We start from the raw sequence: 25,906 nt of genomic DNA, 5'->3' as shown, positions 1-25,906 counted from the left end.
TTAAGAAACTAGATGCATTAGCTCGAAAGCTTTTATTATCAATTAGTTAAGATTATAGTCACAACAGAACCCTCTCATTTTAGCGGCACTTTTTGTTGCCAACTAACTTGCTAACTATTTGTCTTCGTTCATCTATTCTGTGACTTACCGCAGTAAATTCGTGGTACTATCCACCTGCAATTCAGAGAGGAAAAAAATGAACTACCAAGCAGCAATTTTTGATATGGATGGACTTTTACTCGATACAGAAAGAGTGTGTCAGCAATCTTTTATAAAAGCGTGCCAAACTCTTTCATTACCATTTTTACGGGAGGTTTATCTGGGGATCATAGGCCAGAACGCACAAGGCATTGAAAAAACCATTCGAGATGGATATGGAGAGACGCTTGACTACACTCAGCTAAGAAAAACATGGATGAGTTATTATCATGAAGTTGTTGAGCATCATGCCATTCCTGTAAAAGAGGGGGTCATCGAACTACTAGAGTGGTTTCAGAGCAAAAAAATACCCATGGCTGTCGCAACCTCTACCGACCAGAAATTAGCAAATGTTAAATTGCAATTAGCAGGATTAAGCCACTATTTTACTGACATAACCAGTGGTTGTGAGGTAACACATGGAAAGCCTCATCCTGAAATTTACTTACTGGCAGCAAAACGTTTAAATATTGCACCACAAGAATGCTTAGGTTTTGAAGACTCTAATAATGGCGTTCGCTCTGGAGTAGCTGCGGGGTTACAGATGTTTCAAATTCCCGATTTAGTCTCTCCTGGGCCAGAAATTGTGTCATTAGAACATGCTATTGAACCATCCTTAACAAAGGTACTTCATCAGTTAAAAAAGTAGATACCTGTTACGTTCACATTGTTAATAACCAATGAAATTTATTGCCAACTAAGCTATCTTAGGTTGTATCCCTTGCATATGAACTCAATTTAATGAATTTACCTCTGTTACGAATCTGCGCGATTTTTTTTACAGCACTGTTCCTCTTTGGTTGTGCTTCAGGAAAACTGCAACACCCAACCAAATTCACCTCATTTGACAACTTTCGCCCCGGCCCAGAAGGGGGAGTTGATTTAGTCTGGACAAGAATTGGTTTATCAAGCGAAGAGAGAATAAAAAATAAACTGAGTCAGTATGACAGCGTTTTAATCGATCGTGTTTACGTTGTCGTTGATAACTCAGAACTGAATGACGAAGAGATCAACGAGCTCACAACCTATTTAGTTGATCGACTAAAACATAAGATATCTTCGACTAAAAAAATAGTCGATCAGCCGAGTGATACAACACTTCGATTAAGCATCGCAATTAGTAATGTTGAGCTGCCTAATCCTATTTTAGCGGTTACCAGCACTATTCTGCCATTTGGTTTAGGTATCTCTACCATTTCTAAACTCACCACGGGCGAACACACCAACGTGGGCAGCGCAACGATTGAGTTGCTCGTCAGCGAATCTATGACAGATACTCCTTTAATTGCTGTCATTGACCGCCAGGCTGGAGAGAAAGATTTTAGTACAATGATCGACTCACTTGACGATGCAAAAGATGCCATTAACTCTTGGGTAGATCGCTTAGCATCAACGTTAACGTCTCGCGATGAGTTGACCAAGAAAGACTAGTGAGCGCTATCTTCACGTTTATTCCTTAGACCCTGTTGATACCACGCTGGGTCCGGCAGCTTGAGGTCACTTGAGTATAAAGCCTTTACTAATAATAAAAATATTAATAGTATATTCAGGCAATTAAACCTTTCTTCCGCTCTGATGACATCATTTTTTCTTCTACCGATGAGCCACAGCTCACAGAGCCAGCAAGAATCAATTACCTCAGGATGCAGATTTCAATGATTGCACTTATTATCATTATGTACACCTAATCACTCTCTAATTAAGTAAATCGTATGCAATACAGGCAAGAAGATTCGATTAAAATAGCGATTAAAAACGTCCAAATAGGGATGTTTGTAACCGCTATTGAACATAGTTCTCGTATTGCGCTGGGAAATGCCGGACGCGTCGCTAATCAAAAAGGCATACAGCAGTTGATAGATAGCGAAGTGAAATTCGTATGGGTAAACGTCAAACTTTCCTCAAGAAAATGCACGTTTATTGAAGAGAAGAAAACTACCTCGGCGAAAAAACCAAAAACTGACGCCAACAAAGTAGCGGATAAACCACACGTTGTTAGCAAGAAAATAGAGGTGAAAGCGGTACCACACTCTTCTCGCTCAGTTAAAAAAGAGAAAGCACAAAAGCTGATAGGTGAAGCCCGAAACCTTGCTGCAAAAATTATGCACGATACCTTCGAAGATACTCCTATCGATGTTGGTATTGTTGAAGAGTGGGCTGATGATGTCGTCGATGCCGTATTGGTAAATCCTGATGCAGTTAAGTTTGTCTCTGCTTTACGAAGTAAAGATACTTACCTACTCGAACACTCCGTTAACGTTGCCTGCCTGCTTGTGACGTTTGGCCAGTACTTAAAGCTCGATAAAGAGATTCTAAAACAGTTAGCCATTGGCGGTATGCTGCATGACATAGGCAAAACCAAAGTAAAAAGCAAAATACTAAACAAGCCAGCTAAGCTTACCGAACAGGAGTTTGATCATATGAAACTCCATCAGGTCTATGCGGCAGAGATGATCCCTCAAATCTCTGGTCTTACTGAGATAAGTAAAATGGTCTGTTTAATGCACCATGAAAAACTGGATGGTAAAGGTTATCCACTCGGCCTCAGTGGTAAAGATATTCCTCTCTACGGACGAATGAGTAGTATTGTCGATATCTATGACGCGCTAACAGCTGAACGTTGTTATAAAACGGGCCTAAGCCCTTCTGATGCCTTTAAAATATTATTAAAAATGACACCAAAACAGTTGGATCAAGATTTGGTGTATAAATTCATCAACTGCATCAGTATTTATCCTGTTGGTTCACTCGTGCAACTTAGCGATGGTAAAGTCGGTTTAGTGGAAGCAAGCAACAAAAAACACCCTCTTAATCCCGAAGTAAAATGTTTTTACTCTAATAAATATGAAAAGTTTATTGAAGTCACTTCGGTTCACCTTAACCAGTCTGATTTAAAGATCGATCACGCTATCTCCCCATCATCTCTTGGTATCGATATTTCTCATTTTTATTAGTGAGTTATTGCTCATCAGCCAACGTTTTCTGACGATATATACTTAGTATACTCAAGTGATCCTAAGGTAAAAAATTAAGAGCAGTATCAACCGGTTCAGTTCAAGAAAGAGAATCTAAGCATGGCATCCCCTTTCAAAGCTATCTGACGAAAATATGGGCATCTTAAAGATAGTTGAGTACAAACTCTTGTTATTTCATCATCGGCAAATTGCGAAAGCATGATACTTCCATTATTATCAAAATATTCTCGCTTTAATATAAAATCGGATAAAAATGAACATTGATGATGTGGCAAAAGCCTTAAAAGAGTTAGGTCACCCTACACGGTTAACCATTTATAAGTGTGTTGTAAAAGCAGGGTTTAAAGGGATTGCTGTTGGAGGGCTTCAGCAGAGACTAGATATTCCCGGCTCAACACTTTCTCACCACATATCTAACCTAGCTTCTGCTGGGCTGATAAGCCAGAGAAGAGAAGGAAGAACGCTCTATTGCGTTGCAGAATACCAAAAGCTAGAAAATGTCATCGGCTTTCTCAATGATGAATGTTGTTCCGATGAGCAGTTAAGCAGCTAAATGCTGTTTTACTGCTCTCTTGACTCATCCCCTACATTCAAGCAATGAATGCCCCCTTAAACAGCCAACGATAAGTTGGAATTTTCCTCGTTTTTTTCCTCGTCTATTTGCTGTTCAAAACTCATTTCCTCAATCCATATCAAAGAAATTCTAAAACTTTGATCGGCAACAAATGATTCATTCACTTCTTTGATTGACGCAACATAATCAGCCAATGAGAGACGATATTTAGCTTATTTATAATATACTCTTTAAGGATTCACTATATAACTACTATAAGTTACGTCATTGGATCGTCCCCCTACCTCACATCCAATAATAGAGGACATCATGAATATAACGATTAGAACCAAGCTTACTTTGATGGTAAGTAGCGCCCTTATTATATTTGGTCTGTTTTTTGTGGTGAACATGTTTATCACAAAAGATGTTGTTCTTGGCACAGAAAAAGAAAATGTTACCGAGAGAGTATCTGAACTCATTGATAATAGTTTAAAAGGTCAAATAGATACCGTTACATTGTCGGTTTCCAACTACTACAACAGTGCCAAATTTGAGAACGTGAAAGCAAGTTTAGCGGATGAAATAAGCACCTTTGCATCCACCGTTGAACAGATTTACCAAAACAGTGGTTCAGAAGATGCCGTGTTCGCCTTTTTGAACAACTATCGTTGGGGGAATGGCCGATATATTTTTGCCTATGATGCGGACTCTATCGTTTATCTTGCCAATGGTGCTAATACAAGCATTATTGGTACCGATGCATCTGAAAGCGAAGATGTAAAAGGCATCTATTTTGCTCAAGATATTGTCTCTTCAGCTAAACAAGAAAAAATAGGATTTTCTAGCTACTATTTTGACAATCCATCCACCGGTAAAGTCGAAGAAAAACTCTCTGCTTCTATCTATTTTGCCCCGATGAATATGGTTATTGCTACTGGTGAGTACATCAATACCTTGAGAAAGGATAAGCTAGATTCTGCATTAGAAACCATTAGGCAATCAAAATATGGCAAAAATGGTTATTTTTGGGTTCAAGATGAAAAAGGGACGATCTTAACTCACCCAAAAAAAGAGATCATCGGGCAGGTATTAGGGAATACCAGCAAAATAGCAAATGATATCAAAGGAAAAACGGAAGCCTTTACCTATATAGAATTTGAAAACCCAGCAACCAAACAGACCGAACAAAAGATTGCCTACTCAAGAACTATTTTCCCTGATTGGGGATGGACAATTGTTACCGGTACTTATGCCAGTGACATAACTGAGATAGAACAGTCTTTAACCACCAGTACAGCGGATATCTTTAATCAGAAAGTCTATCAAGGAATTGGGGTAGGCAGCGTCATCATCATAGTGTCATTAGCAATAACGCTATGGACAATAAACAGCTTAGTTCGAGGGCTTGTTGGCTTACGAACACGAATTGATACCTTATCTACCGGAGAAGCGGATCTTACCTCGAGAGTTGAGATAACCAGTAAAGATGAGCTTGGTGATATTGGAAATTCAGTAAATAATTTTATCATCTATCTGCAGTCGATGATAAAAGATGTCACCGCTGCTTCTACTCACATAACGAGCAGCATTGAAGAGCTTAAAATACAGTCTGAAAATACCAACCAAGCTTTGGTTACACATTCAGCAGAGACCGAGCAAGTTGTTACCGCGATAACCGAGATGAGTGCAACAGCAGAAACAGTGGCACAAAGTGCCGCCGATACCGCTGAAAACACCAAGAAAGCCGGTATCGAAGCGCAATCATCGAAGAAAAGCGTCACGGAAGCCAGTGTTAGCATGTCTTCACTGATGCAGGAAGTGGACTCTGCTGCAACCAATATCCATACAATGAATAACAATACTAAAGAGATTGTTAATGTACTTGGTGTTATTGGCGACATCGCTGAGCAAACTAATTTACTCGCGCTAAATGCCGCAATAGAAGCTGCACGAGCGGGAGAGCAAGGAAGAGGGTTTGCTGTCGTGGCTGATGAAGTAAGAGCCCTCGCCTCTCGAACTCAAACCAGTACTAAAGAAATCAACGATCTGCTAGATCGACTACAACGTGATGCATCACAAGCTGTCTCTGCCATGGATGAAACAAAAATAACTTGTGAGACCACCGCAGAGAATGCCGATAAGGTTGCTCAAGGGCTCGACTCTGTCAGTAACTCGATTGTGGAGATTAATGATCTCAGTACTCAGATTGCAACGGCATCAGAACAACAAAGCTCCGTTACGGAAGAAGTAAATCGTAATATGACGAACATCAGAGAAATGGTTTTAAATCTAACAGATAACGGAAAAGCAACATTAGACAGCACGCAAAGCCTTGCAGCAGCGAACGAGCAGTTAAGTTCATTAGTGAGTAAGTTTAAAGTTTAGATCACTCCAGATTTACGGCCTTGCATCGTAAAGCCTCAATTTTGAGGCTTTATTTATTAGCGCAATAACAATTACAAACAACCGAAAAATTAATCACAGGCACTATCAAAAAACGAGCCAACAATAAAACCAACTTACATTTATAGCTCAATCGTCTCGTTTTTACATGATGGTTACATTTCAATACATAAATGTTTGGGAAGGAGTGTAGAGCTCATCATATTACTGCTCGCTTTTTGAGCAGTTCTCAACTATAACTTATCAAACGTTCATACCTATAAAGGAGTAGACTTATGAATCACTATGATGATGTTTGTTGCTTGATCACAGGTCAGGAACCGGGCAAAGGAAGCTACCTCTGCAAAAATTGTAATATAGTTGTCGATATCGATCAGGAAGACGAAAAGCTACCAACCTGTCCATGCTGCGAACAACAAGTGTTCTATCCTCACGCTTCTTCCGTACATTCCACTGCCGTGCTTGGTACGTTTACCGATCCAACACTACTCACTTTATAGTGGCATAATTTATAGCGGTATAGCTTATAAATACACAGATTATAACAACACAGTTAACCCACTAAAGGTTGACTGTGTTTGTCATTTACCTCAGTCAATGAGTTAACTCTTGCCACTATAGAAGCTTCTTAGTAAATACCCCTAAAAAACAGACACTAATAAACCAAACACTTATTAACCGTTCCCCCAGAGGAATTTTGCTATACAATACCTTTAAAATAGCATATGCCAAAAATAACTCTCATAAATTATTGGCATATGCCAATAATGATCGTATGATAAAATTGAAACGACCAAGGAGAGCTTATGGCTAGACCTAAAAAGTGTCGCCGTATCTGTGGAAGACCAGCTCATAGCTGCTTTAAACCAAACGGCATACCAATGAGTAAACTCACTAAGACCGACTTGCTCTCTGAAGAATTTGAAGCACTAAGACTTGCTGATTATCAGAACCTTAGTCAACAAGAGGCTGCAGATCAAATGGGCGTTTCTAGGCAAACTTTTGGCAATATAGTAAGCCGTGCTCGGTTTAAAGTTGCTGCTAGTTTGGTTGAAGGTAACGCACTTGTTCTAGAAGATAAGGAGTCAGAACAATGATCTATGCGATCCCACATAACCGTAATTGTGTTGCGAATCATTTTATGAAAGCATCACAATTTGCATTTATAAATCAAGAAAACTCATCCATTGACTATATGCATAACCCTGCGGCTCTTGGCAACTCTTCTTGCCAAGATAAAAAATCGCTGCTTTCTCTGATCAGTAGCATGAAAGCAGATGCGGTTATTGTTAGAAATATCGGTGAAAGAGCACTGGGTAAACTACTCAGCTCAGGTATTCGTGTCTTTCAAGTCACTGCACAAACTCCGTTGGCTAATGCTATCAATAGTCCTATGACTGAACTGACAAGCGCAGAGCAAGGTCGCCCCTCGACCAATCACGCTAAGAAGGGAGGATGCTCTCATAAAGGAAGTGGCTGCGGATGTGGAAGTTCAAATGCACACGAACATAAACAAGATGGTGTACACTTACAGCAAGGTGCAGGTAAAGGCCAAATGATGAGAAGAAACCTTCGTTCCATTTCATCAATAAAGCCTTTCAATAAATAACGGGCAAATTATGACTACACTACTTATTACGTTCGGTGTTTTTCTTATTGTGATTTTACTTATGGCAATCGGAGTCATATTAAATAAAAAAACAATCAAAGGCAGTTGTGGAGGCTTAAGCAATGTTGGAGTCGACAAAGCATGTAACTGCGAAGAGACATGTGATGAACATACCTTGTATCAAATCTCTGAGCCGGGAGAGAGCGGTAAGTAACAAAAGTCGTCTGACCCTTGAGGCGCTCCATAGCTAAGAGCGCCTAGTTTATTTTAACTGAGAATCCTTAACAACCTTACCCTAGTTGCTCTTTCTCTAAACGTTGTTTCAAGTAATTTAAGAATAACTGCGTTCGCGTTTGTTGATAATCCAGCTTCGGATAATACGCAAAAACTGTCGCTTCATCAGCTGTCACCTCTGGCAAAATCCTAACCAAAGCACCACTTTTTAACTCTTCTTTAATCATGACATTATTGGTAAGCAAAATACCCATGCCATTTTTTCCTGCATAAAACAGAGCTTCAGGATTAGTGGTGGCAAAATTTCCAGATAAATGAAGTCGCCGACCTTGAGATAACTTTATCTCTCGTTGCGGGCGCTCTCCCCAAATCAACATATTGTGGTAGGCAAGATCATCGATTGTTTTTGGTTCACCGTACGCTTCAATATACTTGGGAGAAACATAGAAGCCCGCTTGGTGTTCAAAAAGTGGCGTGGCTTTAAAGCTTAGTGAGTTTAATTGCTCGATTTCACGGCTTATAAATAGATCCAAACTCAGCTCTGGCAACTGCCCTGGAGTTGTTGTGGTCAACTGAATACGGATGTCTGGATATTGCTGCAAAAAATCATCTAAATACTGGATCAGAAATTTGGATCCTACCGCCAATGTTGCCCCAATGCGCAGTAACCCTACAGGTGCTTGGTTTACACTTCGTGTTTCATCAATAACTGATTGCCAGCTATCTAGCTGACTTTTCGCTCGCTCATAAAACAGGACCCCTGCTTCTGTTTGCGTCACAGATCGTGTTGTTCTCTTCAATAGCTGAACACCAACTCGATCCTCTAACCAGTGTATTCGTTTACTTATCGCTGAGCCGGTCGTATTAAGCTTTCTTGCCGCGCCATTAAAACTGCCCTCTTCAACAACACGAACATAACTTTGCACACTTTGAATCCAATCCATCGCCACCTCAACTAATTCCAGATGGGAATTAATTTAATTCCCAAAGCGGTAATTATCAAACATTGGTTATCAATATACACTGTTAGCATGATAAGAGAAAAGAGAACCACCTTTAAAAAAACACCCATGCTGTTAGCCATGATGATCATTGCTACAGGGCAGGTTGGCGTCAGTATTTATTTGCCATCATTACCGTTAATTAGCGAGTCACTTGCTATCGGACAGGCACAAGTTCAAATGCTTGTTACCCTATTTTTGGTCGGATTTGGCGTATCACAACTTTTTTATGGCCCCATGTCAGACGCCATTGGACGACGGCCTATATTCATTCTTGGCCAAGGCATATATTTACTAGGTACTGTCGTTTGTCTATTTTTTTCTGACCACTTTCAAGCCTTAGAGATAGGACGATTACTGCAAGGGCTTGGAGCAGGAAGCGCCTCAGTGCTGGGGAGAAGTGTGTTGCGAGATAGTTATGATGGTTCACAGTTAACAAAAGCCTTCTCCTACATCTCAATTACCGCCTCTATTATTCCCATCCTCGCCCCTGTATTAGGTGGGTGGATTGCTTTCCATTTTAGTTGGCAGGCTGTGTTCGTTTTTGTATTGTTTTATCTATGCAGCATATACGTATTAGGCTGGTTTATTCTTCCTGAAACTCTGCCATACAATCAAAAACCATTTAAGGTTAAAAAGGTGATGAGCACCTATTGGCAGTTAATCTGTAACCCTCAAGTTATAGGCAGCGCCAGCTACAACTGGTTGAGCTACCTTGCTAGCCTTGTATCGCTATCGCTATTTCCGTTCTTACTACAAAACCAACTTGGTCTCACTACAGCCGAATATGGCTCGGTGATGATCATTCCCTCGGCGGGCCTACTAATTGGTAGTCTCATTCTCAATGTTATTAACCGCTACTTTTCTAACAGCATCTTAATGGCATTTGCCATTGCATTGATGACGTTTTCAGGAGCGTGGTTATTAGCGACGGAGATGACGCTGTTTAATCTTATCTTTGCCTTTACATTACTGGCAGTTGCTCAAGGGATCTCATTTCCTCTTTCTATCAGCATGCTGCTCTCTCCTCACAAACAGCAGGCAGGTTCTGTCTCTGCCTTATCTGGATCGGTACAGATGTGTTTATCCGGTTTGTTTGGAGGTTACTTAGTCGAGGTATGGGTTTCAGATCAAGCTGGATTGGGATTCTTTTATTTAGCCGCGTGCGGTTTAATGGCGTTGGTTCTAATATCGAGTCAACTATCGCAACGTCAGTTAGCAACAGATAACGGATGTTAGCTTACTGCTAGGCTAAATTTCTTCTTGTTGATTAAATGGATAACCACAAACAAAAATCCCCGCCATATCGATGGCGGGGACTGAAAATAGCTATCTACTGAAAACGGATTAGAGCGTCATCTTATGCCGTAACAGGTTGTGTCTCTGCTTCTTCTCCAACTACTTTTACACGACCAATCAGTGGTTTACCTACTGGTAATATTTCGCGACCAAATTCATTATTTAAAACTTGAGCCATGGCAAAATAGATTGCGCTCGCGCCACAGAAAATACCTTCATAACCTGCGATATGACCAATAAACTCGTTACCGGTGAAGTCACGAATAGCAAGTAGAGCAAATAGTATCACCAAAGAACCAAATACAACTTGTTTAGCCGTTGGGTAGCAAAGTGAGCCAATAAACATAAAGGCAGTGAAAACACCCCATAGTGCTAAATACCACCCCATAAATGGCGCTGGGCTCGCGGGTAAGCCCATTTTAGGCATTACAATTAGACCGACTAGGGTTAACCAAAACAAACCGTATGACGTGAAAGCCGTCGTTCCAAAAGTATCGCCACGCTTAAAACACATGATGCCAACAATAACTTGGCTTAATCCACCATAAAAAATACCCATCGCAAGAATCATGGAATCAATAGGGAAATAACCTGCGTTATGAATATTTAGAAGAATAGTCGTCATACCAAAGCCCATTAGGCCTAATGGTGCTGGGTTTGCTAGTTTTGTTGACATCCGATGCGAACCTTACTCAAAATTAGTTGAAAAAATACAGATATTTTTTAGTCGCGCGGATAATAGTTTATTATCAACTTAGTTGCAATACTCAAAATTGATATTCAACAAAAGAATTTTGTGACAACCAACAAAGTAATAACGAGAAGGGTTTGACTGGCATTAATTTAACTGAAAAGAGAGTCATCAAGTAACCCATGTCCGGTTTACTTGATGACTGAATAACCTAGTTTTTTGTTACTTAATCTCTATTATTCCCACTCGATAGTCGCAGGTGGTTTTCCTGAAATATCGTATACCACGCGAGATATGCCTTCGACTTCATTGATAATACGATTAGAAACTTTACCTAAGAAATCATATGGCAGATGAGCCCAGTGAGCGGTCATAAAGTCGATAGTTTCTACGGCGCGCAAAGAGACGACCCAATCGTACTTTCTTCCGTCGCCCATCACGCCGACCGAGCGTACTGGCAAAAATACTGCAAAAGCTTGTGATACTTTGTTGTACAAATCCGCGTTATGCAACTCTTCAATAAAGATGGCGTCAGCACGGCGAAGCAGATCACAATACTCTTTCTTAATCTCACCTAATACACGAACCCCTAGACCAGGGCCTGGGAACGGGTGACGATAAAGCATGTTATATGGTAAACCTAGCTCCAAACCAATTTTACGCACTTCATCTTTAAACAGCTCACGAAGTGGTTCAACTAACCCCATTTCCATATCATCTGGCAAGCCGCCAACATTATGGTGCGACTTAATCACATGCGCTTTACCGGTTTTAGACGCTGCCGACTCAATAACATCTGGATAAATGGTTCCTTGAGCTAACCATTTGGCGTTATCCAATTTTTTCGACTCTTCATCAAAAACATCAATAAACACATGACCAATGGTTTTACGCTTCACTTCAGGATCTTGTTGACCTTTTAGTGCATCTAGGAATCGTTGTTCTGCTTTTACATGAACAATATTCAATCCAAAGTGGTCACCAAACATGTCCATTACTTGTTGGCCTTCGTTTAAACGAAGTAGACCGTTATCAACAAATACACAGGTTAGCTTGTCACCAATAGCGCGGTGAACCAACATAGCGACAACAGATGAGTCAACACCACCAGACAAGCCAAGAATAACTTCGTCATTCCCTACTTGCTCTTTAATACGAGCAACCGCATCATCAATAATTGACTGAGATGTCCATAATTTTTCGCAACCACAAATAGAGATAACAAAGTTCTCAAGCATTCTCATGCCTTGTCTTGTATGGGTTACTTCAGGGTGGAACTGAACGCCATAAAACTGTTTCTCTTCATTCGCCATGGCGGCAAATGGACACGTTTCTGTTTCAGCAATTTTTTTAAAGTCAGATGGAATTTCAACCACTTTATCACCATGGCTCATCCAAACATCAAGCAGCGGGTGACCATTTTCTGCAATGGCGTCTTCTATATTTTTGAACAGTTGGCAGTCATCAACTACCTCTACTTTTGCATAACCAAATTCACGTTCATTTGAACCAGCAACTTTACCGCCTAACTGCTCGGACATAGTTTGCATACCATAACAAACACCAAACACGGGTACACCGGCTTCAAATACATATTCTGGCGCACGTGGAGAGTTATCTTCTGTTACGCTCTCTGGACCACCAGATAAAATGATACCGTTAGGGTTAAAGTCTCTAATATCAGACTCTTCAACATCCCAACTCCACAACTCACAATAAACACCAATTTCACGAATACGACGAGCAATCAGCTGCGTGTACTGAGAACCAAAATCTAAAATCAAAATACGTTGATCATGAATATTTTTTGTCATTTCTAATGTCTCAATTCTTGTGTGTTGACTAGCCTAAACGATAGTTAGGTGCTTCTTTGGTAATCTGGACATCATGAACATGCGACTCCTTCATACCCGCACCAGATATACGAACAAACTCTGCTTTGGTTCTCATCTCTTCTACCGTAGCGCTGCCAGTAAGTCCCATACTTGAGCGTAATCCACCCATTTGCTGGTGCACAATCTCTTTCAAGCGACCTTTATAAGCGATACGACCTTCTATTCCTTCCGGTACTAGCTTGTCTGCTGCATTATCCGTTTGGAAGTAACGGTCCGAAGAGCCTTGCGACATTGCGCCTAGAGAGCCCATTCCGCGATATGATTTGTAAGAGCGACCTTGGTACAAAATAACTTCACCCGGTGCTTCTTCTGTACCGGCGAACATTGAACCAACCATGACACATGATGCTCCGGCAACAATGGCTTTACAGATATCACCAGAGAAACGAATCCCGCCATCAGCAATAACTGGAATACCATATTGATCCGCCACTTCAACAGCATCTGAGATAGCGGTGATTTGTGGAACCCCAACACCAGTAACAATACGCGTCGTACAAATTGAACCAGGGCCAATACCTACTTTTACTGCGCTAACACCTGCATCAATTAATGCTTTAGCACCTGCACCTGTCGCAACATTACCGCCAATAATATCCAGATTTGGATAGGCAGCGCGTGTATCTCGAATTCGAGTTAATACCCCTTCAGAGTGACCATGTGAAGAATCGATAAGTAGTACATCTACCCCTGCTTCAACAAGTGCTGCGACTCTTTCTTCATTACCAGCGCCGGCGCCAACAGCGGCCCCCACTCGTAGACGACCTTGGTCATCTTTACATGCGTGCGGTTTTCTTTCCGCTTTATGGAAGTCTTTAGCAGTAATCATGCCTTTTAGCTGGAATGCATCATTCACAACTAACACTTTCTCTACGCGAGAACGGTGCATCTCTTCTTGCACAACTTCTGGAGCTGCGCCTTCTTTAACCGTTGCCAGACGCTCTTTTGGCGTCATTACTTTATCGACTGTTTTGGATAGATCAGTAACAAATCTAACATCTCGTCCAGTAATAATTCCGACCAGTTCATTGTTCTCACCAACAACAGGATAACCAGCAAAGCCGTTTTTCTCAGTTAAAGCCAACACATCTGCAATGGTAGCCGTCGGTTTCACAGTAACAGGATGAGAAACCACTCCAGCTTCGAATATTTTTACTAAGCGAACTTGTTCTGCTTGTTGTTCAATGGACATGTTTTTATGAATAAAACCAATGCCACCTTCTTGAGCAAGAGCGATTGCAAGACGAGCTTCCGTGACCGTATCCATCGATGCGGAAAGCATCGGGATGTTCATCTCAATATTTTTGGTTAATTTAGTACGCAAGTCCGCGGTATTTGGAAGTACTGTCGAATGTGCAGGGACGAGTAAAACGTCGTCAAAAGTAAGGGCTTCTTTTGCGATTCGTAGCATTGCAATATCTCTCAACATAGGGTTAATACAAAAATTCATCCTTAACAACGAGTCAAAAGGATGAATCTTAGAGTGAATCAATATAAATATTGCAAACGGATTATACGCACGACGCAATCGGTTAGCTACACATTTTTTTGATTTTTATTTGCATTTACCCCCTTGATATGTATTATATTGCCGCTAATTTCCATACTCACGTCTCTGTGGTATCTCTGGTGTCTCTGCAATCCAATTTTCAACAACGAAACGAAAATATTTTCACAGTATCCCGACTCAATTCTGAAGTTCGTCTTCTACTTGAAAACGAAATGGGTGTTGTTTGGCTTGTTGGAGAGATATCAAACTTTTCCGCGCCAGTTTCAGGCCATTGGTACTTTTCTCTAAAAGACGCCCGAGCTCAGGTAAAATGTGCTATGTTTCGCGGTAATAATCGCCGCGTAACATTTAAACCTAGCAGTGGTAACCAAGTATTAGTAAAAGCTCGCCTTTCACTTTATGAACCTCGTGGTGACTACCAGCTTATTGTTGAAAGTATGCAACCGGAAGGCGACGGTAAATTGCAGCAGCAGTTTGATGAACTGAAAATGCAATTAGCGGCCGAAGGACTATTTGCTCAATCCACCAAAAAAAGCTTACCTGAAAACCCACGAACAGTCGGTGTTGTGACATCAAAAACTGGCGCAGCACTTTACGATATTCTAGATGTATTAAAACGACGAGACGCGACCCTGCCGGTGGTTATTTACCCAACCCTTGTGCAAGGAGAAAATGCCGCAATAGAGATTGCTCAAGCCATTGGCAGAGCAAACAGCCGTAATGAATGCGATGTGTTAATAGTTGGTCGTGGTGGTGGTTCAATTGAAGATCTGTGGTGTTTTAATAATGAAATCGTTGCGCGGACAATAGCAGCCAGTCAAATTCCGATTGTTAGCGCCGTCGGACATGAAATCGATGTGACAATCGCTGATTTTGTTGCCGATGTTCGAGCACCAACACCATCCGCAGCCGCAGAGCTGGTCAGTCGAGATCAAAGCCATAAGCAGCAAGCAATTACTCGTCGGGTCTTGGCATTAAAAAACAGCATTCAACATTACTTTTCTGAGCAACAATTTACCTTGCAAAAGCTCTCTCATTTACTAGACAAACAGCACCCTAGTTACCAATTAGAGAAGCAGAATCAACAACTTGATGAGCTAGAATCACGATTAATTTCTGCCATTCAAGCGAGATTTCAACAGCAACAATCATCAATAAGAAAGCTCGATCATCAATTGCAGCTTTTATCGCCAGACAATACCATTAAAAACCAGCAGAACTCTCTATCTCGACTTAATCAGAGCTTAATTGATGCCATGGATAAAAAGCTGATGATTGAGCGTCATAAACTGGCACTCGCCGCAGAAACATTAGATGCAGTGAGCCCGCTGGCAACACTCAAGCGAGGTTATAGTATTAGTAAGCGGGAAGATGGCCAAGTCATTACACAGGCAGAAGAGGTTAGCAAAGGAGATCGCATCATCACTCAGCTAGCCGATGGCAATATTCACTCCATAGTCAGCTAGAATTTAGGGGCCGTTGATCTTTCAAGTAGCCATTTTTTCCTTCGGATAGCACTTGTTGGCATTTTCTACTGCTTTATCGCCTGATTGCGTGTTCAGTAAGGCTAAACTTGTTTTACTCCGTTATGCCTGTTGTTCAAACTGAAATCGTACTCGTGACTTAGATTTAAGCTCATTGCAGCTATTACAAAAATAGTTCGCAGCACCACACGCCTGAAGCTTCTCTAGCTCCGCGTCACAATCCGGACAAAATGCGAGTTTGTTATATTTAGTTAAACACGGCTTACAGTGATAAACACCAGCTTTCCACTCAAGCTCTTGGTTACATTGAGGGCAAATATTTTGTGGCGACATAATGAGTCTCTCTTAATTATGTTCAATCTAATTTAAATAGCTTTATGACTTAGTAAGGTTAGATCGACGTTTCCAATCCCTGACATTCATCAGGATTGCTATTAGGCTACCATGATCTTTTTGCATAAAGAACATGATGATCTTTTTACTGCTTTTAGGTTACTATGATCTTTATCGGATCATCTGCTTAATCTTATCTGATCAGCGATCTGCACCATTAAGAATATTTATATAACCACAACCCGAAAGCATAAGTTACATATCCTGTTTTTGGATTTTAAACAGTTAATTAAACTAATCAACATTGGTATACAACCGAGATCGCGGTATTTTATAAAATCGATCCCTGTTCGCGATTATTCAAGCAACCATTTGTTGTAATCGCTTTTGTGCTGAGTTTAGAGCTCCAGATAGAAATCGACATATATCTTTTCCTATCAAATAGTTAGCCGGATTACTTCCATAATATTTTTTAACTATTTTATTCTATTTCTCATTTTGAGATGGGATCAAATCACTTCTCTAGGCAAATAAAAAGCGCCTAAGGCGCTTTCTATTGCTTTTCGTTCTAGTCGGTCATAGCCGATTATCCGCTAAATCGAATAAGTCTCAGGCGATACTACTTTTTCTTACGGTTCTTCATCATACCTAATACGCGTTTGCGATTACGGTCTTGATAAAGTGTCTCTTTATCGCCTTTCTTTTCAAATGGGTTTTCACTACTTTGAAACTGAATTCGAATGGGTGTGCCCATTATCTCCAAAGAACGACGATAATAGTTCATTAAATATCGTTTATAAGAGTCTGGTAGCTCGTTTACCTGATTACCATGGATAACAATAATTGGCGGGTTATATCCCCCAGCATGGGCGTATTTTAGTTTTACACGACGACCACGAACTAATGGCGGCTGATGATCATCTGTTGCCATCTTCATAATACGGGTAAGTACAGAGGTTCCTACACGAGTTGTCGCTGATTTATAAGCTTCTTGTACTGACTCGAATAAGTGACCAACACCAGTACCGTGCAGAGCGGAAATAAAGTGAATTCGAGCGAAATCAACAAAGCCCAGACGTCTATCCAGCTCTTTTTTAACATGCTCTTTTACATCGCTATCCAGTCCATCCCATTTATTAACGGCTAATACGATGGAACGTCCAGCGTTTAATGCAAAACCCAGTAAGCTTAAATCTTGATCTGAGATATTTTCGCGAGCATCAATTATCAATAGCACTACGTTAGCATCTTCAATGGCTTTTAAAGTTTTCACCACAGAAAATTTTTCTACCGTTTCATTGATACGCTTTCTTCGACGAACACCTGCGGTATCAATCAGTACGTATTCTCGTCCATCACGCTCCATTGGAATATAGATAGAGTCACGTGTTGTTCCGGGCATATCATAAACAACAACACGCTCTTCACCTAGAATACGATTGGTTAGCGTTGATTTACCCACGTTAGGCCGACCAATAATCGCCAGCTTAATCGGCTGGTCTTGAAGCCTCTGAAACTCTTCTTCTGCTTCTTGCTCGGAATACTCAAGTTGCTCTTCTTCCTGCTCAGCCAAATGGGTAAGATCTTCTATCTCACCTTCATTCTTTTCTAACAACTCTTCAGCAAATGGGTTTAACGCTAGATCAATCAACGCACTCACGCCACGACCATGAGCAGCGGCTATTTGGTACATATTGTCCATACCAAGCTGCCAAAACTCAGCACTTGCTGCGTCAGCATCAACGCCATCCACTTTATTGACCACTAACATGGCTGGCTTTTCAATTTTACGCAAATGCTCTGCTATCGCTTCATCTGATACCGTTAGTCCAGCGCGGCCATCAACCATAAATAACACAACATCAGCTTCATCAATAGCCGCTAATGACTGCGCCGCCATTTTGGTTTCTACGCCTTCTTCTGTGCCATCAATACCACCAGTATCAATCACGATGAATTCATGCTCTCCTAGCTTAGCCTGACCATATTTACGATCTCGAGTAAGTCCAGGAAAGTCGGCAACCAATGCATCCCTAGTACGGGTCAATCGGTTAAATAATGTTGATTTACCTACGTTTGGACGCCCAACTAGAGCAACAACAGGAATCATAACAACCTCTACAATTTTTATTCTATATGTAGTTATAGGTAAACATTGCCTATTTACCTATAACCACACTTATTAATGTCAACAAAACGGCTCCTAACCGCTAAGTCAGGAGCCGAACGTGAATTCTATCACACTATTGATCTTAAGTAACACTCACTATGATCAGGTTACTTACGTCAGATTACACAGCTAGTTGACCGTTAATTTCTCAACCCTACCATTGCGAGTCGTGATCAAATATCCATCATCGAGCTCAATGGGTGCAACAGCAAAACCACTATCATTAACAAGTTGTTGAGCAACAAACTCACCACTGTTTTTATCCAGCCAGTGCAGATAGCCTTCTGCATCACCAACAACAATATAATCATCAATAATTGTAGGCGAAGTCAGCAAACGGTTTTCTAACTGTTTGTTTTTCCATAGTTCCGTGCCACTACGAGCATCAACCGCCGCTACGTAATCATTGTCTGTTACCAGATATAATCGCGAACCATCCGTCGACATATCAAGAGCTGAAGAGTAGTTTCGTTTCCATGATGGGCCGCCAGAACGAAGATCAATAGCGATTAACTGGCCATTCACACCAACGGTATACAGCATGGATCCTAGAATAATCGGCGATGAATCAACATCAACAATTCGATCTATTTCTGTTGCGCCTTTTGGTGTACCTACAGGTTGTTGCCAAATTAGCTGGCCACGTTCAACCACTGCTGCCGCCAATCGACCATTGGCGGTTCCCCAAAAGACACCGCCGGATGCGGTTGAAGGGGCGCTGTCACCACGAAGAGTAAGGTTTGGCACCTCTGTGCTGATGCTCCAAGCCTCATCACCTGTCTCTGCATCTAACGCAACCAAAATGCCACGACTGGTATTAATCATGACTAAACTATTGTCAGTTGCAGGTCTAGCAAGAACTTCGCCTAACACGTTTTTACGCCAAACAAGTTCTCCTGATTCGGCGTTTAAGGCGATTAACTGACCGTTTTCTGAGCCAATAAATACTTTGCCATATGAGGCATTTAGGCCACCAGACAATCGTGCAGAAGTGTCACCACTAACATTCGTTGACCAGAGAGTTTCCCCACTAGCGGGATCAAGAGCCTTAACTTCTCCATCTCGGCTAGCAACAAATATTTTTTCATAAGCAAATTCTGGCTGAAGCTTAGAAAAGAAATGCCCAACACCATTTCCAATAGAAGTCGTCCATTGGCTATCTGGCGTAAACTGGCTTGATACTTGTGGAACGGGAGCCATTACCACGGTATCTTCTTCACTAGAGCAACCCACGATAGTGGACAGTGCCAATGAGCCTAGCAAAATTCGGCTGAATAACTTATTCATGGTTTCTGCCCTTATTTCGCCAAGTCATCCAGCTTTAATTGAATACCTTGGTTTGCATCACCAGCTTGCTGAGCTTCAACATAGGCACTATAAGCACCTTCTTTGTCGCCCTTACGTAACAAGATGTCACCTTTAAGCTCGTTTACTCGCCCTTGCCATGCCGATGATGTAATTGCTGAAAGTTGAGCAATAGCTTGATCAAACTGCTGCTGCTGAGCAAACACTCTGGCGATACGAAAGTCGATCAAAGGTTTGACGGTTTCATCTTTAGTATTGGCTTTCGCCCACTCAAGTTGTGCTAATGCCGCAGGAATATCGTTAGCTTCGACTTGAACTCGCGCTAACTGCAGTGCTGCGAGTACTGCGTATTCCGTCTCTTTATTGGCGTCAATATAACTCTGAACCTCGTCACTGGCATCACTTCCTGCGCTAGAGAGCTGAGAAATAACCTTTGTATAGCTGTCTGATGCTGCATCTTTCGCTGCGACTACAGAATCTTGATAATAACGCCATCCAAAAATGCCACCCAATCCAACAACGCCACCTAAAATGACCGCTTTGCCGTTCTCTTTCCACCAATCTTTAATGGCTTCAACTTGTTGTTCTTCGCTATCGTACAGTTCCACGTCCTGTCCTCTTAAATCAAATTTGTTAGGTGTGATGCAACGTCAGTTTGGTCAAGCGTACTTTGCTCACCACCAGCAAGGTCTTTAACCACTACTGTTCCTTCAGACACTTCATTTTCACCTAGCACTAATGCGATTGCTGCACCGACTTTGTCAGCACGCTTAAATTGTTTCTTAAAGTTACCACCCCCAAAGTGGGTCATAACTCGGAGTTCAGGTACTGATTCACGAAGCTGCTCAGCTAACTTCATTCCTGCCATCATTGTCCCTTCTCCCGCGGTGACGATATAAACATCTACCGCACGGCGAACATCATTTAGGCCTAATGTGTCCAGCAGCAATACGAGTCGCTCTAGCCCCATCGCAAACCCTACCGCAGGCGTTGGTTTACCACCTAATTGCTCAACCAAACTGTCGTAACGACCGCCACCACACACTGTTCCTTGCGCGCCTAAGCTTTCAGTGATCCACTCAAATACGGTTCGGTTGTAATAATCTAAACCGCGCACCAATCGTTGGTTAACTTGATATTCGATTCCGGCAGCATCAAGAAGTTCACACAGTCCAGAAAAATGTTGTTTTGACTCTTCATCTAAGAAGGCCGACAGTTCTGGCGCGTCACCTAAAATGGCTTGTACATCTGGATTTTTTGTATCCAATACACGCAGTGGGTTGGTATACATACGACGTTTACAGTCATCATCCAACACATCTTCGTGCTGCTCTAAATAAGCGACCAATGCATCGCGATAATTCGCTCTTGCTTCTAACGAACCGATGGAATTCAGTTCTAATCGAACATGTTCATCAATGCCAAGCTCACGCCACAAGCGCGCAGTCATCATGATCATTTCTGCATCAACGTCAGGTCCATTTAGACCAAAAACTTCTGCACCCACTTGATGAAATTGACGGTAACGTCCTTTTTGTGGTCTTTCATGACGGAACATTGGTCCCATATACCACAAGCGCTGCTCTTGGTTATACAGTAAACCATTTTCGATGCCAGAACGGACACATCCAGCGGTACCTTCTGGGCGAAGCGTTAAACTATCACCATTGCGGTCTTCAAATGTATACATCTCTTTTTCGACAACATCTGTCACTTCACCAATGGCTCGGCTAAATAGATGCGTCTGCTCAACGATTGGCATGCGTACTTCGCTATATCCATACGCACTTATCACTTTTTTTACTGTTCCTTCCACTTTCTGCCAAAGCGGAGAATCTGTAGGAAGGCAGTCGTTCATGCCTCGTATTGCTTGAATTGTTTTTGCCACAATCTTTTACCGTAATCGTTAAGGTTATTTATTATCAATAATTTGGTTTATATCAATACGATTATTCGTATCTAATACTGATGCTTTTGCGCGAATCTTTGCTTCTAACTGGTCGATAAGATTGTCATTATCAAATCGCTCTTTCTGGCGCTGTCCATCATCATAATAGGCACTTTTTCTATTGCCGCCGGCAACACCTAAATGTGAGACTTCAGCTTCACCAGGGCCGTTCACTACACAACCTATAATAGAAACGTCCATCGGAATAACAATATCTTCCAGTCGCTGTTCTAGTTCGTTAACGGTATTGATCACGTCAAACTCTTGTCGAGAGCAGGTAGGACAAGCAATAAAATTAATACCACGAGAGCGGATTCTAAGTGATTTAAGAATATCAAATCCGACTTTAATCTCTTCGACTGGATCCGCGGCTAAAGAGACGCGTAATGTATCGCCGATACCTTCCGACAATAACATTCCTAAGCCTACGGCTGACTTAACCGATCCCGCTCGCGCTCCTCCTGCTTCGGTTATACCTAGGTGGAGCGGCTGATCAATCTGCTTTGCTAATAAGCGATATGAGTCAACTGCGAGGAATACATCCGACGCTTTTACACTCACTTTAAACTGATCAAAATTGAGCCTATCCAAGATATCAACATGACGCATGGCTGATTCAACTAGCGCTTCTGGTGTTGGCTCACCGTACTTAACCTGGATCTCTTTTTCCAGAGAGCCACCGTTAACACCAATACGAATAGGAATATTTTTATCACGGGCACAATCAACAACCGAACGGATACGTTCTTCATTGCCAATATTCCCTGGATTAATTCGTAAGCAATCTACACCATATTCAGCCACTTTTAGCGCAATTCGATAATCAAAATGAATATCGGCAATCAAAGGAATAGAACACTGCTGCTTAATTTGTTTGAATGCCTCAGCGGCATCCATTGTTGGTACGGATACTCGAACAATATCAGCGCCGACTTTCTCTAACGCATGAATCTGCGCTAAGGTGGCTTCTACATCGGTTGTACGAGTATTGGTCATTGACTGCACCGCAATCGGCGCTCCGTCACCAATAGGCACATCGCCCACGTAAATTCTGCTTGATGGGCGACGTTTAATAGGAGATTCGTGTTGCATAATTTGCTTCTAAGGTAGAGTGAATCGGGCTACTTTGCCGGAAGTATAACCAGAAAGGTCGGCGGCTTCACCTGCAATTGTAATTTTAACGCCTTCGGGAGCACCCAGAATAAAGCTAAATGGGGCTTCGCCGACGACGGAAAACTCACGTCCCGCTTTCTTAACACCAGTCGCCAATGTGGCACCACTTGCGTCTTTTACTTGAACCCAGCAATCTGCTGAAAATGCCATGGTGACATCGGTTAATGAACCTTCTGATGGTGCGGGTTGACTAACCGTACTCTCTTCAGCGACAACAGCTTCTGCGTCAGCGGTATTCTCAGCTTCCATCGACGGCTGCTCAGTTGGCGTATTCTCTACGTCAATATTAGTTTGAACATCGCTTTCTGGTGCTTGTGATATCTCTACATCTACAGCTTCAGTTTGTTGCTCTGCTTCTACAGCCTCAAGTTCAACTATAGGTTGCTCAGTTGTATCAGAACTGTTTGTGGCATTTAGCTCGACGGACGGTTCTGAAATGGTTGCTTCTTCTGTTATTAGCTCGATACCATCGGCGGCATCGGTTAATGTGTCTTGCTGATTTTGATACCACCACACTGATGAAATACCAATAATGACGGCAAAAATTGCCCAAGTAAGCTTCATTATCCGGCTATCATTTTTTTCGCGTTTGGTTTTGCGCGAAAAGCTTTGCATTTCTTGCTCTGCGTGTTGAACTTCATTGGCATGATTTAGCGCCGCTAATACCTCCTTTTCATCCAATGACACTGCTTTGGCATAGGAGCGTAAATAACCGCGGGTAAAAGTCGCTACTTGATCAAAATCGTAGTTGTTATTATCGATACTTTCGATAATCGAGACTCTAAGCCTCAATCTATCGGCAATCTCTTTTTGTGACAGACCTAATTTCTCACGTTCTTGACGGAGTAAATCGCCTGCCAATACCTGATTAACTTCTTCTTCTACAATATTGCTGTTTTCTGTATCAGTACTCATAATTCATGTACTTCTAATAGTCTTTGGAGCTCGGATATCTGGCTTCCAATTGCTTAATATACTCATCCGCTAAATGTGCATTTCCAGCACTCTGTTCAACGTGTATAAGCAATTGTAAGCTTTTTCGCTGATAACCAAACTTCTTGTGAATTTTAACTAGTCTATCCCTAGCTTTATCTATCTCTCCCATTTGAAAATCTATCTTAGATAGCTCAAACATTGGAGATAGCCGGTTAGGGTCATAATCCAAACAACGCTCGAAGTAATATGTTGCTTTCTCTTGCTCTTCTGCTTGAAGTGCACACAAAGCTGCATTTTCGTAACTATCCGCGATTCGATAGTACTTTTCTTGCTCAATAGCACGGGTGAATAACACTTCAGCTTGGCTATATTGACCAAGCTCACATAAGAATACACCGTAATTATTAAGCACATCACCGTTATTTGGAGACTGCCTTAATGCCTTTTTATAGTATTTGTCTGCTAAATCAGTTTCTTCAACTTGCTGATAATAATAAGCGATAGAATTCAATGAATGATAGTAGTTTGGCGCATAACTTAACGCTATCTCAAGGTTTTCTTTCGCTTTTGACCAGTTTTCGTTAAAAAGATAGCGCAACCCTAATGAAACACGCGCATTAGCCGCGGCAATTGGATCAATTTCGCTCTCTTTTACTGACTCAACAACTGTAACACAACTTGTTAGAAAACAAATATACAGTAATTTGAATATCCTTGAATACATTACATAAAAACCCTTGAGTTTCGGCAAGGGTTTTTATCAATTCTATTGATATTAGTTCAATCTCTCTGTTCAGATAGATTTTACGGGAATTGGTTCCCCTTGCGAGTTCTGTTTTGTGCGCTTGGTCCTATCAATGACATCACCAACTAGCTGCCCACAGGCCGCATCAATATCATCACCACGAGTTTTACGCACCGTCACCGTATTTTCATATTGCATTAGCGTTTTCATAAACCTGTCAATTCTTGAGTTACTAGGTTTATTGTATGGTGACCCAGGATAAGGGTTAAATGGAATAAGATTTATCTTGCACGGAGTGTCTTTTAGCAGTTCTGCGAGCTGCCTTGCATGCTCCATATCGTCGTTTACATGATCAAGCAAAACATATTCGACGGTTACCTTACCGCGGTTTGCATTTGATGATGCGATGTAACGGTGAATAGAGGTTAGCAGTGTTTCAATATTCCAACGGTCATTGATCGGCATAATTTGACGACGAAGTTCATCCGTTGGTGCATGAAGAGAAACAGCCAGAGCCACATCAATATTGTCTGTCATTTGGTCCAACCCAGATACCACACCAGACGTAGATACCGTGACACGGCGTTTAGACAGGCCAAAACCTAAGTCATCCAGCATGATTTCAAGGGATGGTATCAGGTTTTTCATATTCAGAAGCGGTTCTCCCATTCCCATCATTACCACATTGGTAATTGGGCGACGGCCAGTCTCTTTTTCTAAACCAATTTCACGAGCAGCACGCCAGACTTGACCAATAATTTCTGACACTTTTAGGTTACGATTAAAGCCTTGTTGTGCCGTAGAACAGAACTTGCATTCTAACGCACAGCCAACTTGAGAAGAGACACATAATGTCGCTCTGTCATCTTCAGGAATATAAACCGTTTCAACATCTTGATCCCCAACTCGCATTGCCCACTTAATGGTGCCATCAGAGGAGTGTTGTGCATCAGATACATACGGTGCTTTTATCTCTGCGATATTGATTAGTTTTTCACGCAATTTCTTATTGATATTGGTCATTTTTTCGAAGTCATCAATACCAAAATGATAAATCCACTTCATCACTTGATCTGCACGGAATGCTTTCTCACCAAGTTCTTCAGCAAAATAGTGACGAAGTCCTTTGCGATCAAAATCCATTAAATTAACTTTTGCAGTAGTCATGTGACCTCTTAACGACGGAAAACCAAATAAGGGCGCGAATTGTACAGTGTTTAGGCAGGAGCAACAAGAGCCACAAAACCATATACTCAAGTAACTTCACGATGCAGGGTTGAGAACCATTCCAGTATGTTCATTTGAAAAGTGATTCAACAGCCAATCTAATCCTGCGAAGCTGTCATCTTGGTGTTGATTAGAGTATAACGGAGATGAAGTAAAGGGCGAACAGCTGCTCGCCCTTTATACTCAAGTGACCTCAAGGTGCTTGTTCAGCGAG

Annotated in this window: 24 protein-coding genes; 11 read left to right on the top strand and 13 right to left on the bottom strand. The window is 41.6% G+C overall.

The features are described 5' to 3' along the window. Positions 1–196: 196 nt before the first annotated feature. The 9 genes from CHJ_RS03060 (at position 197) to nqrM (ending at position 7,955) form a co-directional block, all read left to right on the top strand. Positions 197–847, top strand: a complete 651-nt coding sequence (locus tag CHJ_RS03060; protein ID WP_317916831.1) for an HAD family hydrolase — start codon at positions 197–199, stop codon at positions 845–847. A 92-nt stretch (positions 848–939) separates the two neighbouring features. Continuing rightward, positions 940–1,629, top strand: coding sequence for a DUF3313 domain-containing protein (locus CHJ_RS03055; RefSeq protein ID WP_317916830.1), 690 nt, complete (start codon positions 940–942; stop codon positions 1,627–1,629). 281 nt (positions 1,630–1,910) lie between these two features. Continuing rightward, complete coding sequence (locus CHJ_RS03050; RefSeq protein WP_317916829.1) at positions 1,911–3,152, top strand: HD-GYP domain-containing protein; 1,242 nt, start codon at positions 1,911–1,913, stop codon at positions 3,150–3,152. Positions 3,153–3,426: 274 nt separating this feature from the next. Continuing rightward, on the top strand, positions 3,427–3,726 hold the full coding sequence (locus CHJ_RS03045) for an ArsR/SmtB family transcription factor (protein WP_171753706.1): 300 nt from the start codon (positions 3,427–3,429) through the stop codon (positions 3,724–3,726). A gap of 330 nt (positions 3,727–4,056) precedes the next feature. Then, positions 4,057–6,114, top strand: coding sequence for a methyl-accepting chemotaxis protein (locus CHJ_RS03040; RefSeq protein ID WP_317916828.1), 2,058 nt, complete (start codon positions 4,057–4,059; stop codon positions 6,112–6,114). A 293-nt stretch (positions 6,115–6,407) separates the two neighbouring features. Beyond that, positions 6,408–6,632 (top strand): hypothetical protein, encoded by a 225-nt coding sequence (locus CHJ_RS03035; RefSeq protein ID WP_171753699.1) that lies wholly within the window; start codon positions 6,408–6,410, stop codon positions 6,630–6,632. A gap of 306 nt (positions 6,633–6,938) precedes the next feature. Then, complete coding sequence (locus CHJ_RS03030) at positions 6,939–7,229, top strand: DUF134 domain-containing protein (protein ID WP_171753708.1); 291 nt, start codon at positions 6,939–6,941, stop codon at positions 7,227–7,229. Next, a complete protein-coding gene (locus CHJ_RS03025) occupies positions 7,226–7,741 on the top strand; it encodes a NifB/NifX family molybdenum-iron cluster-binding protein (RefSeq protein WP_317916827.1) in 516 nt (171 codons plus the stop codon). Before CHJ_RS03030 ends, CHJ_RS03025 begins: the two co-directional genes overlap by 4 nt. A 10-nt stretch (positions 7,742–7,751) precedes the next feature. Then, entirely contained in the window at positions 7,752–7,955 is a 204-nt protein-coding gene (nqrM, locus tag CHJ_RS03020) for a (Na+)-NQR maturation NqrM (RefSeq protein WP_171753710.1), read from the top strand. 76 nt (positions 7,956–8,031) lie between these two features. On the opposite strand, the gene CHJ_RS03015 is transcribed toward nqrM, so the two are convergent. After that, positions 8,032–8,919 (bottom strand): LysR family transcriptional regulator, encoded by an 888-nt coding sequence (locus CHJ_RS03015; protein WP_317916826.1) that lies wholly within the window; start codon positions 8,917–8,919, stop codon positions 8,032–8,034. Between the two features lie 87 nt (positions 8,920–9,006). Between CHJ_RS03015 and CHJ_RS03010 the strand changes: the two genes are divergently transcribed. Then, entirely contained in the window at positions 9,007–10,215 is a 1,209-nt protein-coding gene (locus CHJ_RS03010) for a multidrug effflux MFS transporter (RefSeq protein WP_317918072.1), read from the top strand. Between the two features lie 121 nt (positions 10,216–10,336). Here CHJ_RS03010 and CHJ_RS03005 read toward each other — a convergent pair whose 3' ends face one another. From CHJ_RS03005 to guaB, 3 genes are all read right to left on the bottom strand, one after another. Next, complete coding sequence (locus CHJ_RS03005; RefSeq protein ID WP_317916825.1) at positions 10,337–10,951, bottom strand: acetate uptake transporter; 615 nt, start codon at positions 10,949–10,951, stop codon at positions 10,337–10,339. A 251-nt stretch (positions 10,952–11,202) separates the two neighbouring features. Then, a complete protein-coding gene (guaA, locus tag CHJ_RS03000) occupies positions 11,203–12,780 on the bottom strand; it encodes a glutamine-hydrolyzing GMP synthase (protein WP_317916824.1) in 1,578 nt (525 codons plus the stop codon). Positions 12,781–12,808: 28 nt separating this feature from the next. After that, complete coding sequence (gene guaB / locus CHJ_RS02995; protein WP_171753715.1) at positions 12,809–14,272, bottom strand: IMP dehydrogenase; 1,464 nt, start codon at positions 14,270–14,272, stop codon at positions 12,809–12,811. Between the two features lie 224 nt (positions 14,273–14,496). Here guaB and xseA point away from each other — a divergent pair, with 224 nt between their 5' ends. Next, positions 14,497–15,837, top strand: coding sequence for an exodeoxyribonuclease VII large subunit (xseA, locus tag CHJ_RS02990; RefSeq protein WP_317918071.1), 1,341 nt, complete (start codon positions 14,497–14,499; stop codon positions 15,835–15,837). Positions 15,838–15,957: 120 nt separating this feature from the next. Here xseA and CHJ_RS02985 read toward each other — a convergent pair whose 3' ends face one another. The 9 genes from CHJ_RS02985 to CHJ_RS02945 all read right to left on the bottom strand — a co-directional run bounded on the left by CHJ_RS02985 (position 15,958) and on the right by CHJ_RS02945 (position 25,632). Continuing rightward, positions 15,958–16,188 carry a zinc ribbon domain-containing protein gene (locus CHJ_RS02985; RefSeq protein ID WP_317916823.1) on the bottom strand — a complete coding sequence of 77 codons (231 nt, stop codon included), beginning with the start codon at positions 16,186–16,188 and terminating at the stop codon, positions 15,958–15,960. Positions 16,189–16,807: 619 nt separating this feature from the next. Next, entirely contained in the window at positions 16,808–18,298 is a 1,491-nt protein-coding gene (der, locus tag CHJ_RS02980) for a ribosome biogenesis GTPase Der (protein ID WP_317916822.1), read from the bottom strand. 189 nt (positions 18,299–18,487) lie between these two features. After that, positions 18,488–19,645 (bottom strand): outer membrane protein assembly factor BamB, encoded by a 1,158-nt coding sequence (gene bamB / locus CHJ_RS02975; protein WP_171753719.1) that lies wholly within the window; start codon positions 19,643–19,645, stop codon positions 18,488–18,490. Positions 19,646–19,656: 11 nt separating this feature from the next. Continuing rightward, a complete protein-coding gene (locus tag CHJ_RS02970; RefSeq protein WP_317916821.1) occupies positions 19,657–20,271 on the bottom strand; it encodes a YfgM family protein in 615 nt (204 codons plus the stop codon). An 11-nt stretch (positions 20,272–20,282) separates the two neighbouring features. Then, the gene (gene hisS, locus CHJ_RS02965; RefSeq protein WP_317916820.1) at positions 20,283–21,551 is read right to left on the bottom strand and encodes a histidine--tRNA ligase; all 1,269 of its coding nucleotides are present in this window, start codon (positions 21,549–21,551) and stop codon (positions 20,283–20,285) included. Between the two features lie 24 nt (positions 21,552–21,575). Further along, the gene (gene ispG, locus CHJ_RS02960) at positions 21,576–22,703 is read right to left on the bottom strand and encodes a flavodoxin-dependent (E)-4-hydroxy-3-methylbut-2-enyl-diphosphate synthase (protein ID WP_317916819.1); all 1,128 of its coding nucleotides are present in this window, start codon (positions 22,701–22,703) and stop codon (positions 21,576–21,578) included. 9 nt (positions 22,704–22,712) lie between these two features. Continuing rightward, positions 22,713–23,699 carry a cytoskeleton protein RodZ gene (rodZ, locus tag CHJ_RS02955; protein ID WP_317916818.1) on the bottom strand — a complete coding sequence of 329 codons (987 nt, stop codon included), beginning with the start codon at positions 23,697–23,699 and terminating at the stop codon, positions 22,713–22,715. A gap of 13 nt (positions 23,700–23,712) precedes the next feature. After that, entirely contained in the window at positions 23,713–24,444 is a 732-nt protein-coding gene (pilW, locus tag CHJ_RS02950; RefSeq protein ID WP_317916817.1) for a type IV pilus biogenesis/stability protein PilW, read from the bottom strand. A gap of 69 nt (positions 24,445–24,513) precedes the next feature. Next, positions 24,514–25,632 carry a bifunctional tRNA (adenosine(37)-C2)-methyltransferase TrmG/ribosomal RNA large subunit methyltransferase RlmN gene (locus CHJ_RS02945; protein WP_171753725.1) on the bottom strand — a complete coding sequence of 373 codons (1,119 nt, stop codon included), beginning with the start codon at positions 25,630–25,632 and terminating at the stop codon, positions 24,514–24,516. Between the last annotated feature and the right edge of the window lie 274 nt (positions 25,633–25,906).

It is taken from the genome of Vibrio sp. MACH09 (assembly GCF_033238805.1).
Lineage (GTDB): Bacteria > Pseudomonadota > Gammaproteobacteria > Enterobacterales > Vibrionaceae > Vibrio.
Note: the sequence above shows the minus strand (reverse complement) of the source record. Positions and strands in the feature narration are given on the sequence as shown.

What these genes read in the sequence shown, in the direction of transcription:
- CHJ_RS03060 (WP_317916831.1), top strand. Translation starts at nt 197, where the DNA reads ATGAACTACCAAGCAGCAATTTTTGATATGGATGGACTTTTACTCGAT.
- CHJ_RS03055 (WP_317916830.1), top strand. Translation starts at nt 940, where the DNA reads ATGAATTTACCTCTGTTACGAATCTGCGCGATTTTTTTTACAGCACTG.
- CHJ_RS03050 (WP_317916829.1), top strand. Translation starts at nt 1,911, where the DNA reads ATGCAATACAGGCAAGAAGATTCGATTAAAATAGCGATTAAAAACGTC.
- CHJ_RS03045 (WP_171753706.1), top strand. Translation starts at nt 3,427, where the DNA reads ATGAACATTGATGATGTGGCAAAAGCCTTAAAAGAGTTAGGTCACCCT.
- CHJ_RS03040 (WP_317916828.1), top strand. Translation starts at nt 4,057, where the DNA reads ATGAATATAACGATTAGAACCAAGCTTACTTTGATGGTAAGTAGCGCC.
- CHJ_RS03035 (WP_171753699.1), top strand. Translation starts at nt 6,408, where the DNA reads ATGAATCACTATGATGATGTTTGTTGCTTGATCACAGGTCAGGAACCG.
- CHJ_RS03030 (WP_171753708.1), top strand. Translation starts at nt 6,939, where the DNA reads ATGGCTAGACCTAAAAAGTGTCGCCGTATCTGTGGAAGACCAGCTCAT.
- CHJ_RS03025 (WP_317916827.1), top strand. Translation starts at nt 7,226, where the DNA reads ATGATCTATGCGATCCCACATAACCGTAATTGTGTTGCGAATCATTTT.
- nqrM (WP_171753710.1), top strand. Translation starts at nt 7,752, where the DNA reads ATGACTACACTACTTATTACGTTCGGTGTTTTTCTTATTGTGATTTTA.
- CHJ_RS03015 (WP_317916826.1), bottom strand. Translation starts at nt 8,919, where the DNA reads ATGGATTGGATTCAAAGTGTGCAAAGTTATGTTCGTGTTGTTGAAGAG.
- CHJ_RS03010 (WP_317918072.1), top strand. Translation starts at nt 9,007, where the DNA reads ATGATAAGAGAAAAGAGAACCACCTTTAAAAAAACACCCATGCTGTTA.
- CHJ_RS03005 (WP_317916825.1), bottom strand. Translation starts at nt 10,951, where the DNA reads ATGTCAACAAAACTAGCAAACCCAGCACCATTAGGCCTAATGGGCTTT.
- guaA (WP_317916824.1), bottom strand. Translation starts at nt 12,780, where the DNA reads ATGACAAAAAATATTCATGATCAACGTATTTTGATTTTAGATTTTGGT.
- guaB (WP_171753715.1), bottom strand. Translation starts at nt 14,272, where the DNA reads ATGCTACGAATCGCAAAAGAAGCCCTTACTTTTGACGACGTTTTACTC.
- CHJ_RS02985 (WP_317916823.1), bottom strand. Translation starts at nt 16,188, where the DNA reads ATGTCGCCACAAAATATTTGCCCTCAATGTAACCAAGAGCTTGAGTGG.
- der (WP_317916822.1), bottom strand. Translation starts at nt 18,298, where the DNA reads ATGATTCCTGTTGTTGCTCTAGTTGGGCGTCCAAACGTAGGTAAATCA.
- bamB (WP_171753719.1), bottom strand. Translation starts at nt 19,645, where the DNA reads ATGAATAAGTTATTCAGCCGAATTTTGCTAGGCTCATTGGCACTGTCC.
- ispG (WP_317916819.1), bottom strand. Translation starts at nt 22,703, where the DNA reads ATGCAACACGAATCTCCTATTAAACGTCGCCCATCAAGCAGAATTTAC.
- rodZ (WP_317916818.1), bottom strand. Translation starts at nt 23,699, where the DNA reads ATGAGTACTGATACAGAAAACAGCAATATTGTAGAAGAAGAAGTTAAT.
- pilW (WP_317916817.1), bottom strand. Translation starts at nt 24,444, where the DNA reads ATGTATTCAAGGATATTCAAATTACTGTATATTTGTTTTCTAACAAGT.
- CHJ_RS02945 (WP_171753725.1), bottom strand. Translation starts at nt 25,632, where the DNA reads ATGACTACTGCAAAAGTTAATTTAATGGATTTTGATCGCAAAGGACTT.